At 62.8% G+C, this 10,192-nt stretch carries 9 protein-coding genes and 1 pseudogene; 3 read left to right on the top strand and 7 right to left on the bottom strand.

All coding sequences use genetic code 11. The features are described 5' to 3' along the window. A pseudogene (locus C9427_RS27340) lies at window positions 1-679 on the bottom strand (RNA degradosome polyphosphate kinase); the annotation flags it as partial. Window positions 680-923: 244 nt separating this feature from the next. Here C9427_RS27340 and C9427_RS27335 point away from each other — a divergent pair. Together C9427_RS27335 and C9427_RS27330 are read left to right on the top strand one after the other, a co-directional pair. Next, complete coding sequence (locus C9427_RS27335; RefSeq protein ID WP_107652177.1) at window positions 924-1,169, top strand: zinc-finger domain-containing protein; 246 nt, start codon at window positions 924-926, stop codon at window positions 1,167-1,169. A gap of 16 nt (window positions 1,170-1,185) precedes the next feature. Continuing rightward, window positions 1,186-2,469 (top strand): FAD-dependent monooxygenase, encoded by a 1,284-nt coding sequence (locus C9427_RS27330; protein WP_107652161.1) that lies wholly within the window; start codon window positions 1,186-1,188, stop codon window positions 2,467-2,469. A 216-nt stretch (window positions 2,470-2,685) separates the two neighbouring features. Here C9427_RS27330 and C9427_RS27325 read toward each other — a convergent pair whose 3' ends face one another. The 5 genes from C9427_RS27325 to C9427_RS27305 form a co-directional block, all read right to left on the bottom strand. Next, the gene (locus C9427_RS27325) at window positions 2,686-3,354 is read right to left on the bottom strand and encodes a TIGR02117 family protein (RefSeq protein WP_107652160.1); all 669 of its coding nucleotides are present in this window, start codon (window positions 3,352-3,354) and stop codon (window positions 2,686-2,688) included. A gap of 118 nt (window positions 3,355-3,472) precedes the next feature. Further along, window positions 3,473-4,276 (bottom strand): amino acid ABC transporter ATP-binding protein, encoded by an 804-nt coding sequence (locus C9427_RS27320; RefSeq protein WP_107652159.1) that lies wholly within the window; start codon window positions 4,274-4,276, stop codon window positions 3,473-3,475. Window positions 4,277-4,300: 24 nt separating this feature from the next. Further along, on the bottom strand, window positions 4,301-5,458 hold the full coding sequence (locus C9427_RS27315) for an amino acid ABC transporter permease (RefSeq protein ID WP_107652158.1): 1,158 nt from the start codon (window positions 5,456-5,458) through the stop codon (window positions 4,301-4,303). Window positions 5,459-5,462: 4 nt separating this feature from the next. Further along, on the bottom strand, window positions 5,463-6,650 hold the full coding sequence (locus C9427_RS27310) for an amino acid ABC transporter permease (protein ID WP_107652157.1): 1,188 nt from the start codon (window positions 6,648-6,650) through the stop codon (window positions 5,463-5,465). 91 nt (window positions 6,651-6,741) lie between these two features. Continuing rightward, the gene (locus C9427_RS27305; protein WP_107652156.1) at window positions 6,742-7,770 is read right to left on the bottom strand and encodes an amino acid ABC transporter substrate-binding protein; all 1,029 of its coding nucleotides are present in this window, start codon (window positions 7,768-7,770) and stop codon (window positions 6,742-6,744) included. A gap of 440 nt (window positions 7,771-8,210) precedes the next feature. Here C9427_RS27305 and C9427_RS27300 point away from each other — a divergent pair, with 440 nt between their 5' ends. Next, entirely contained in the window at window positions 8,211-9,389 is a 1,179-nt protein-coding gene (locus tag C9427_RS27300) for a cystathionine beta-lyase (RefSeq protein ID WP_107652155.1), read from the top strand. A 24-nt stretch (window positions 9,390-9,413) separates the two neighbouring features. Here the strand turns inward: C9427_RS27300 and C9427_RS27295 are convergent, their stop codons facing one another. Continuing rightward, complete coding sequence (locus C9427_RS27295) at window positions 9,414-10,037, bottom strand: CGNR zinc finger domain-containing protein (RefSeq protein WP_107652176.1); 624 nt, start codon at window positions 10,035-10,037, stop codon at window positions 9,414-9,416. Between the last annotated feature and the right edge of the window lie 155 nt (window positions 10,038-10,192).

The following is a 10,192-nucleotide window of genomic DNA, read 5'->3' as shown; positions in this document are numbered from 1 at the left end:
TATAGAGGCCGACAGCCTCTTCGAGCGGGATGAAGCGGACATGCTGCTTGCGGTCCGGCAGACGGATGAAGCGCTTCAGCGCCACCGGCAGGCGCAGGAGCGCGCTCATCTCCTCGCCATTCTTGCGATGGCGCAATTGCAGCGCCATCGAGAAACCGAGATTGGGAATGAAAGGGAATGGATGCGCCGGATCGATCGACAGCGGGGTCAGCACCGGAAAGACCTGTCCCTGGAAATGGTCCTCCAGCCAGGTCTTTTCATCCTTGGTCAGCGCATCGCGGGAGATGCTCTCGATGCCCTCCTTGTTGAGCAGAAGCATCAGCGCCGAGAGGCTCTTCTGCTGGTCCTCCTGCAGGCGTTCGACTTCGCGCAGCAACTGTTCGAGCTGCTGCTCGGGCGTGCGGCCGTCCGGGCTCTTCAGGGCGATGCCTTCGCGCACCTGGCCGGCGAGGCCGGCAACGCGGACCATGAAGAACTCGTCGAGATTGGCGGCCGATATCGACAGGAAGCGGACACGCTCGAGCAGCGGATGATTGACGTTCAGCGATTCCTCGAGAACGCGCCGGTTGAACTGCAGCCAGGAAAACTCGCGGTTGACGAAACGGTCCGGATTGCCGCCTTCGGGGCTTGCCGTCTCGACGTTGATGAATTCGCTCTGGACCGGCTTCAGTTCGTTCATGGTTCCTGTTCTTCCCCGCGCTCAGCCTGCTAAAGCGCCGCGCGTCTTTTCGGACGCGCGAAGGACGCTCTACCCGATATGAAGCGACACACGATCCCAGCGAAACCGAAATCGGTTTTCGGGATCATGCGTTACCCGGCTTAGCTTATCCTCTGACAGGCTTTTGCGACAGTTTCATTTCATCGATCTTGCAAAGAGACCGGTTATGATCCAGATGCAATTGCAAGACATGAAGGAGACGACGATGGCAGGCGGTTCCATTCCCCACTTCCAGAACGATGCGGGCCATCCGGCGATCGACATCGGAGTCAAGGAGTTCATGTGCACCGGCGCCAACCCGCCTTTCGACCATCCACATGTGTACCTCGACATGGGTGACGACAATGAGAAGGTCTGCCCCTACTGCTCGACGCTCTACCGCTATTCGCCGAAGCTGAAGGCGACGGAAACACAGCCGGCGGGATGCCTGTATATCGACCAGGCCGCCTGAAGCGCCTGCCACACAAATGGACGACACGCGGTCCCGGCAGGTCCTCATCGCCGGAGCCGGCATTGCCGGACTGACCGCGGCACTGGCATTTTCCGAGCGCTTCTATCTGGTGCGGCTGTTCGAACAGGCTGAGCAGCTCGAAGCGGCCGGCGCCGGCATCCAGCTTTCGCCCAATGCGACGCGCATCCTGCGCCAGCTCGGCGTGCTCGACCGGCTGCTGCCGGCGGCAGTGCGGCCGGAAGCGGTGGTGCTCAGGGATGCCGCGACGCTGCGCGAACTGGCGCGGGTGCCGCTCGGCGAGGCCGCCGAAAGGCGCTGGGGTGCTCCCTATCTCGTCGCTCACCGCGCCGATCTGCAGAGCGCGCTGATGGCGCGCCTGGCCGAACGGCCCGACATCAGCCTTGTCACCGGCGCGCGCGTCGGCAGCGTCGCCGCAAGTCCCCCTCGCGTCACGGCGACAGCCGTGCCTGCCGGCACGACAATCGAAGCCGGCGGCTTTCTGTTGATCGGCGCCGATGGTGTCTGGTCGAAGATCCGCGACCTTAGCGCTTCGGCCAGCAATGGATGGGCCAGGAATGGATCGGCGAGGAACGGGACTTCCGCCCGAAACGCCTCAAGCCGGTTTTCGGGCGAGCTTGCCTGGCGCGCCACGGTTCGAGCCGACAGTGTTGCCGGAGAAGCCTTTGCCGCGGTGGCCGCAACCAACAGTGTGACCACATTCATGCATCCCGGTTTCCACATGGTCGCCTATCCCGTCAGCCATGGCAGCGCGTTCAACCTGGTCGCCTTCACCGCGGGCGAGATCATGGCCGAGGGCTGGTCCGGCCGCGCCGACCCAGAGATCCTCGCCAGCGCCATGCGCGGCACGGCGGCAGCGCTGGTCCGGCTTGCCGAGGATGCCGGCCCATGGACTGCGTGGCCGGTCCATACCGTCGACCAGCGCCAGCCCTGGACGACGCCGACTGGGATCGCGCTGATCGGCGACGCGGCGCATGCAATGACACCGTTTGCGGCGCAGGGTGCGGCGATGGCGATAGAGGATGCCGCGACCCTTGCCAGTCTTGTCGCCGCCTCGCCCGCCGATCCCGCGGCCGCGCTTGCAGCCTGGGAAAAGATGCGGCGGCCGCGCGTCGCCAGGGTCGCCCGGCGCGGCGCGCTCAACCGTCTCGCCTGGCACGCCTCGGGGCCAGTGGCGATCGCCCGCAACATGGTTCTGAGACTGCGCTCGCCGGAAAAGCTCGCGGCGGATCTGGACTGGCTCTATGGGTGGCAGCCGCCGGAGGCTGGCGATCTGCGATGAAAATTCGACAGGCCGGCGGGACAGCGCCCCCCTCTGTCCTGCCGGACATCTCCCCCACGAGGGGGGAGATTGGCCGTCACTGCGGCCTTCGCCAATCTCCAACGTTGCAGGAGTGAGCGGAGCGTCGATGCTGCTGATCTCCCTCTTGCGGGGGAGATGGCCGGCAGGCCAGAGGGGGTGCTGTCCCTCCGGCGTCAAAGGTGTCGCGAGGAATCTTTAGTTATACAGCCGCATCGACAGGCCAAGCGAGGCCGGCACCGGGTTCCACCAGCCTGTGCGCAAGCCGGCGGTGCGCAAGGCGGCCGCCGTCCAGGTGTTGCAGCCGATCACTGCGTTAAAACGGCCGTTCGCCTCGTAGAAGCGGTCGAAACGGGAATAGGCAGCGTTCTCGATCACGATCGGACCATTCGACCCCTGCTGGAAACTCGCTGCGATGAAATCGAGAAGTGCGGCAAAACGCTCCTCGCCTATGTCGAAACCGGCGACATCGGGATGCGGCTCGGCGATGTCGCCGGCGATGTCGACATGCATCACCGAGGCGTCCGAGGTCAGCGCCTTCATCACCGGCACGGCTTTCAGTTCCGACCAGGTCGGCGTCTCCAGATAGAAGGCGCGGCCGCCCCAGCCGAAGACGATGTAACGGACCTCCGCCGCGTCGACCGGAATGCCGGCATCGACCAGGAAGCGGAAGCGCTGGCGTACGCCGTCGTCGACAGGAATGGCGATATCGGTGTGGATCGGGTTCTTCAGCACAAGGATGTGCCGCGTAGCGGCGGGACTGGCGACGGCCGCCTGCCATAGCGGCCGCGGCACCAGCGCGCCCAGTGTCACGGCGAGCGCGATTGCCACTGCCAGTATGCCGAAAAAACGCCGGAGCTTTCTCATCAGGCACGGCCTTGCGATCTGGCCGCGGTGCGACGGAGTGCGATCGCCGGCGCGCCATCGCGATGCAAAAGAGCCCGGCCGAGTTGCGGCCGGGCGATTTCGATCTGCTTGGGACCGCTCAGTGCAGGATCTGCGACAGGAACAGCTTCGTGCGCTCGTGACGCGGATGGTCGAAGAACTCGGCCGGCGTGTTCTGCTCGACGATCTGGCCCTGATCCATGAAGATCACCCGGTTGGCGACCTTGCGGGCAAAGCCCATCTCGTGGGTGACGCAGAGCATGGTCATGCCCTCTTCGGCGAGGCCCACCATCGTCTCCAGCACTTCCTTGATCATTTCCGGATCCAGCGCCGAGGTTGGCTCATCGAACAGCATGATGCGCGGGTTCATGCACAGCGAACGGGCGATCGCCACGCGCTGCTGCTGGCCGCCGGAAAGCTGTCCCGGATATTTGTTGGCCTGCTCCGGGATCTTGACGCGCTTGAGGAAGTGCATGGCGATTTCCTCGGCCTGCTTCTTCGGCGTCTTGCGCACCCAGATCGGCGCCAGCGTGCAGTTTTCGAGAATGGTAAGATGCGGGAACAGGTTGAAGTGCTGGAACACCATGCCGACCTCGCGGCGCACCTCGTCGATCTTCTTCAGGTCGTTCGTCAGTTCCTTGCCATCGACGACGATCTTGCCCTTCTGGTGCTCCTCCAGCCGGTTGATGCAGCGGATCATGGTCGATTTGCCGGAGCCGGACGGGCCGCAGATGACGATGCGCTCGCCGCGCATGACCTTGAGGTTGATGTCCTTCAGCACATGGAATTCGCCGTACCATTTGTGCATGGCGATGATGTCGATGGCGACATCGGTGGTCGAGATATGCATCTTTTTGGCATCGACCTTGATCTCTTCCGCGCTGACGGCATTTTCTATGGCCATGACAGGATCCCCTTGTTCTTTTGTCTAGCGTTTGTGGCCGGTGTCGAGCCGGCGTTCCGTGTACATTGAATAGCGCGACATGCCGAAGCAGAACAGCCAGAAGACGACGGCGGCGAATATCAGGCCGGACCTGGCCGTCTGCGGCGTTGCCCAATTGGGGTCGGAAAAGTTCTGCTTGACGATGCCGAGCAGGTCGAACATCGAGATGATGATGACCAAGCTGGTGTCCTTGAACATGCCGATGAAGGTGTTGACGATGCCGGGAATGACCAGCTTCAGCGCCTGCGGCAGCACGATCAGACCCATCTTCTGCCAGTAGCCGAGGCCGAGCGAGTCGGCTCCCTCATACTGGCCCTTCGGGATTGCCTGCAAGCCGCCGCGTATCACTTCGGCCATATAGGCCGCGGCAAACAGCGACACGCCGATCAGCGCCCTGAGGTACTTGTCGAAGCTGACGCCGGCCGGCAGGAACAGCGGCAGCATGACGCTGACAAAGAACAGAACGGTGATCAGCGGGATGCCGCGCACCGTCTCGATGAAGATGATGCACAGCATCTTGACGATCGGCATCTTCGAGCGCCGGCCGAGCGCCAGCACGACGCCGAGTGGCAGCGAGACCGCGATGCCGACGAAAGACAGGCTGAGCGTCACCAGCAGCCCGCCCCACCGCGAGGTCTCGACATGCGGCAGGCCGAACATGCCGCCGACCAGCAGGACGAACGAAACGATCGGCAGCACCAGGAACAGCAGGATGGCGTTCAAACCCTTGCGCGGCACGCGCGGGATCAGCATCGGCACCAGCAGCGCCACGAACAGGATGGCGACCAGGATCGGCCGCCAGCGCTCCTCGATCGGATAGGTGCCGAACATGAACTGGCCGAACTTGGCATTGACGAAGGCCCAGCAGGCGCCGCTCCAGCCATCCGACTGGATGCCGCCCTGCGCCACCGTGGCGCAGACGGAGCGGTCAGGCCCCGTCCACTGGGCATTGATGAAGGCCCAGTTGATGACCTGCGGCAGGATCATCGCGACCAGTGCGATGCCGATGATGGTCAGTATGGCGTCGCCGACCGAACCGATCAGGTTCGTGCGCACCCAAGCCCCCATACCGCGCACGCTCGCCGGTGCCGGCTGTGCCAGCGCCATTTCGGTACGCACCCAGGACATGTCGTGTTCCTGCATGGCCCTACCTCTCCACCAGTGCCATTCTGGCGTTGACCACGTTCATGACCGCCGAGGTGACCAGGCTGAGCGCGAGATAGACGGCCATCATGATCAGCACGCCTTCGACCGCCTGGCCGGTCTGGTTGAGCACCGTGCCCGCCGTGGCGGTCAGGTCCGGGTAGCCGATGGCGATGGCCAGGGAAGAATTCTTGGTCAGGTTGAGATACTGGCTGGTCAGCGGCGGAATGACGATGCGCATCGCCTGCGGAACCACGACCAGCCGCAGGATCGAACCCGATCGCAGCCCGAGTGCCGCGGCCGCCTCGGTCTGGCCCTTGCTGACGCCCCTGATGCCGGCGCGCACGATCTCGGCGATGAAGGCCGCCGTATAGCAGGACAGCGCCAGGTAAAGCGACAGGAACTCGGGGCTGACCTGGAAACCACCGGTCAGGTTGAAGGTCGATTGCTTTGGATAATCAAAGCTCAAGGGGAAGCCGCTCAGGGCATAGGCAAGCAGCGGCAGCCCGACGATCAGCGCAGTGGAAGTCCAGAACACCGGGAATTGCTGGCCGGTCGCCATCTGCCGCTGGCGCGCCTTGCGGGCGACAAACCACGCCATGGCGATGCCGACAAGCAAAGCAACGAAGATCAGCCAGGAGCCGTCGCCCCATACGGCGCGCGGAAAATAGAAGCCGCGCTGGTTGAGAAAAGAGCTGAACGGCAGATTGATGCTGTCGCGGGGCGGCGGCAGCACCGCAAGCACGCCAGAATACCAGAAGAAGATGACCAGCAGAGGCGGGATGTTGCGGAACACCTCTACGTAGACCGTACAGATCTTGCGGATCAGCCAGTTCTGCGAAAGCCGGCCGATGCCGACAATGAAGCCGATGATGGTCGCAGTGATGATGCCGACGACCGCAACGATGATGGTGTTGATGAGACCGACCAAAATGGCGCGGCCATAGGTCGAATCCGATGAATAAGCGATAGCGCGCTCGCTGATGTCAAAGCCGGCCCGGCCCTTGAGGAAGCCGAAGCCTGAAGCAATGTGCAGGCGCGTCAGATTGGCAATGACGTTTTGGGCAATCCACCAGACGCCCGCCACCAGCAAGACGACGACCAGCGCCTGGAAGAAGAGACTGCGTACCTTCGGATCGTTGACGAAGGAACCACGGCTTGGCTCCTCGCGAAGAATTTCCTGCGATGCCATTCGACCACCTTCTGGCGACCACCCTTCTGGCGACCACCCCTGAAAACAGAAACCGGAAGGCAGCCTGGCCGCCTTCCGGATCACATCTCGATCAGCGGATGGGCGGAGCGTATTGCAGGCCGCCCTTTGTCCACAGCGCGTTGATGCCGCGCGCGATCTTCAGCGGGCTGCCCGAACCGACATTGCGTTCGAACAATTCGCCGTAGTTGCCGACGGCCTTGACGATGTTGACGACCCAGTCGTTGGAGACGCCCAGATCGGTGCCGATCTTGGTATCTGCTTCCTGGCCGAGCACACGCTTGATCTCGGGATTCTCCGAGGTCTTCATCTCCTCGACATTGGCCTTGGTGATGCCGAGTTCCTCAGCCTGCAACAGCGCGAAATAGGTCCACTTGACGATGTGGTACCACTGGTCGTCGCCCTGACGCACGGCCGGTCCGAGTGGCTCCTTGGAGATGATTTCGGGCAGCACGACATGGTCGGCGGGCGCGGCAAGCGTCAGCCGGATACCATAGAGGCCCGACTGGTCGGTGGTGTAGACGTCGCAACGGCCTGCGTCGTAGGCGGCGTTGACCTCTTCCAGCTTTTCGAAGACGACCGGGTTGTACTCCATCTTGTTCGACTTGAAATAGTCGGCAAGATTGAGTTCGGTCGTGGTGCCGCTTTGCACGCAAACGGCCGCGCCCGAAAGCTGCAGCGCGGAATTGACGCCCGGCAGTTTCTTGGCGTTGATCATGAAGCCCTGGCCGTCATAGTAGGTGACGCCGATGAAGTTCAGGCCAAGTGCCGTGTCGCGGTTGATGGTCCAGGTGGTGTTGCGCGACAGGATGTCGATTTCGCCGGATTGCAGCGCGGTGAAGCGCTCCTTGGCGCTGAGCGGGGTGAACTTGACCTTGGAGCCGTCGCCGAAGACGGCGGCAGCGACCGCGCGGCAGAAATCCGCATCGATGCCTTGCCAGTCACCCTTGTCGTCCGGCGCGGAGAAGCCGGCCAGACCGGTCGAGACACCGCATTGGATGAAGCCCTTAGCCTTGACATCGTCGAGCGTGCTCGCCGATGCGGCCGAAGCCATCACTCCAAGCGTGGCGGCGCCGAGAATGCCGATTGCAATGTGTTTCATGACCCACAGACCCTTTTCTGTTTTCAGGCAAAGCCCGATCTTTTCCCGTGTGAACGCAGTTCCGGTTCCGGCCCATTTCCGAAACCCCGCATCGTAACCGACGCGCTGCCTCCCATTCACAAACTGCATCGAAGGCGATTATTCCTGTGAGGTCAAGGAAAATGACCGAAAGCGAAAGAGTTTGAAAATCAATTGCCTGAAATGCCTGAATTGCAGACAAACGCATGGGAAAGCAGCAAGCCACGCAAACAGAATTGGCAGACTCCGACTAGCCCGATCCGGGTTTCCCCTAGGGCATTCATCCTTGTGATCTACTTGGCATTACGGCCACTTGGCCAAGAGAATTGGCATATCCGATGATCGCCGACTGGCGAGCGCCGGCTGTTGCGCGGCCAATGCCGCCGCACTATGGCTAGCGTCTCACCACAAGGCGAAGAAGAATGGCACAAGACGGCGTCGACAGCATGGGCATCAACACGCGGCTTGCCCACTCCGGCAACAATCCGCACGACTATTTCGGCTTCGTCAATCCGCCCGTCGTGCATGCCTCGACCGTGCTCTATCCCAATGCCGCGGCGATGGCGGCGCGCAGCCAGAAATACACCTACGGCACGCGCGGCACGCCGACCACCGATTCGCTGGCCGCCGCCGTCGACGCGCTGGAAGGTTCGGCCGGCACGATCATGGTGCCCTCGGGCCTGGCGGCGGTGATGGTGCCGTTGCTGGCCTTCCTCTCGGCAGGCGATCATGTCCTGATCGTCGATAGCGTCTATCACCCGACCCGCAATTTCGCCGACACGATGCTGAAGCGGCTGGGCATCGACGTCGAATATTACGATCCACACGCCGGCGCCGGCATCGCGTCCCTGATCAAGCCCAACACAAGGGTGGTGTTCACCGAATCGCCGGGTTCCAACACGTTCGAGGTGCAGGACATACCGGCCATCGCCAAGGCAGCACATGCCGCTGGCGTCATCGTCATGATGGACAACACCTGGGCGACGCCGCTCTACTTCCGCCCGCTCGACCACGGCGTCGACATCTCGATTCACGCCGCGACGAAGTACCCTGCCGGCCATTCCGACGTGCTGCTCGGCACCGTGTCGGCCAACGCGGATTGCTGGAAACAGCTATGGGAAACCTTCAACACGATGGGGTGCTGTGCCGGACCAGACGACGTCTACCAGGTTCTACGCGGCCTGCGCACGATGGGCGTGCGCCTCGACCACCATCAGCGCAGCGCACTCGCCATCGCCGGCTGGCTCGAGGGCCAGAAGGGCGTGGCGCGCGTGCTGCATCCCGCCCTTCCAAGCCATCCCGACCACGGGCTGTGGAAGCGCGACTTCCGCGGCTCGAGCGGCATCTTTTCGATCGTTCTGGCGGGCGGCGGGCAGAAACAGCAGCATGCCTTTCTCGATGCGCTGAAAATATTCGGCCTCGGCTATTCCTGGGGCGGCTATGAGAGCCTTGCGGTGCCTGTCTTCCTCGGCGACCGCACCGTCGCCAAAGGCCCTTATGATGGACCCTTGATCCGCCTGCAGATCGGGTTGGAGGATGTCGACGACCTCAGGGCCGATCTGGCGCGCGGCCTGGCAGCGGCAGGCGCGGTTACCGTCTGACATCCTGGCAGCGAACGACCTTGGCTAATCTTGATGCGCCTTGATGCGGTGCCGATGCGCGGCCTGCTTTGCCCGATTCCCACACAGCGCCATGCTGCACCAGCGGCGCCTGTGCCCGCGCGTGTGGTCGGCAAAAAGCAACGTGCACGTCGGACCCTCGCAGGCCTTCACATGTAAGAACTCCTCGGTGCAAACAAGCTGCGCCAGAGCTTCTCCGACAGGAAGCAAGAGCGCCTGGGGCGTACGCCACTTGCGCGCTGCCTCAAGCTGGAGGGGCATATCCTCACCGGCGGGCGCCGGGACGATCCGGCTGAAGGTCTCATCGCCCTCGAGCAAGCGATTCAGCGGCTCCAGTTGTGCAAGATCGCCGACGGCAAGGGGACGTCCCTTATGTTCGCGCACGAAACCTCGGAACCATTCCCGCAGGCGCCTCGCCTGATCGGCCGTCCTGTCAAGTTCGCCCGGAAGGGCGTGCCTGCGAATGCTGTCGAGCGCCTCTGGCGGCACCAGGCGCGCCTGATCGAGCCAGTTCAGCAATCCCTCGCCGTCATCGATCCAATCGACCGGGGTATCGACCGGCGTTGCGATCGAGTTGAGGAAGTCCAGGCCAAGCGCGTCGCCAATAAACATTGCAGGTGGGCGGGACATTACAACTCCCATTGCGCATCGGCGGCAGGCCGGGCGCCAATCAGCGAACACAAGCCCGTGATAACCCCTCCAAAGCCAATTGACAAGTTATGGTCATGTTGTGTAACCGTCATTAATCACTTAAACAGGTTACTGCGTGACAAACTCTATCCGGA

The organism is Mesorhizobium helmanticense (assembly GCF_003034915.1).
In the GTDB taxonomy this organism is placed as follows: domain Bacteria; phylum Pseudomonadota; class Alphaproteobacteria; order Rhizobiales; family Rhizobiaceae; genus Mesorhizobium; species Mesorhizobium helmanticense.
Note: the sequence above shows the minus strand (reverse complement) of the source record. Positions and strands in the feature narration are given on the sequence as shown.

What these genes read in the sequence shown, in the direction of transcription:
- C9427_RS27300 (WP_107652155.1), top strand. Translation starts at nt 8,211, where the DNA reads ATGGCACAAGACGGCGTCGACAGCATGGGCATCAACACGCGGCTTGCC.
- C9427_RS27315 (WP_107652158.1), bottom strand. Translation starts at nt 5,458, where the DNA reads ATGCAGGAACACGACATGTCCTGGGTGCGTACCGAAATGGCGCTGGCA.
- C9427_RS27335 (WP_107652177.1), top strand. Translation starts at nt 924, where the DNA reads ATGGCAGGCGGTTCCATTCCCCACTTCCAGAACGATGCGGGCCATCCG.
- C9427_RS27295 (WP_107652176.1), bottom strand. Translation starts at nt 10,037, where the DNA reads ATGTCCCGCCCACCTGCAATGTTTATTGGCGACGCGCTTGGCCTGGAC.
- C9427_RS27325 (WP_107652160.1), bottom strand. Translation starts at nt 3,354, where the DNA reads ATGAGAAAGCTCCGGCGTTTTTTCGGCATACTGGCAGTGGCAATCGCG.
- C9427_RS27305 (WP_107652156.1), bottom strand. Translation starts at nt 7,770, where the DNA reads ATGAAACACATTGCAATCGGCATTCTCGGCGCCGCCACGCTTGGAGTG.
- C9427_RS27330 (WP_107652161.1), top strand. Translation starts at nt 1,186, where the DNA reads ATGGACGACACGCGGTCCCGGCAGGTCCTCATCGCCGGAGCCGGCATT.
- C9427_RS27310 (WP_107652157.1), bottom strand. Translation starts at nt 6,650, where the DNA reads ATGGCATCGCAGGAAATTCTTCGCGAGGAGCCAAGCCGTGGTTCCTTC.
- C9427_RS27320 (WP_107652159.1), bottom strand. Translation starts at nt 4,276, where the DNA reads ATGGCCATAGAAAATGCCGTCAGCGCGGAAGAGATCAAGGTCGATGCC.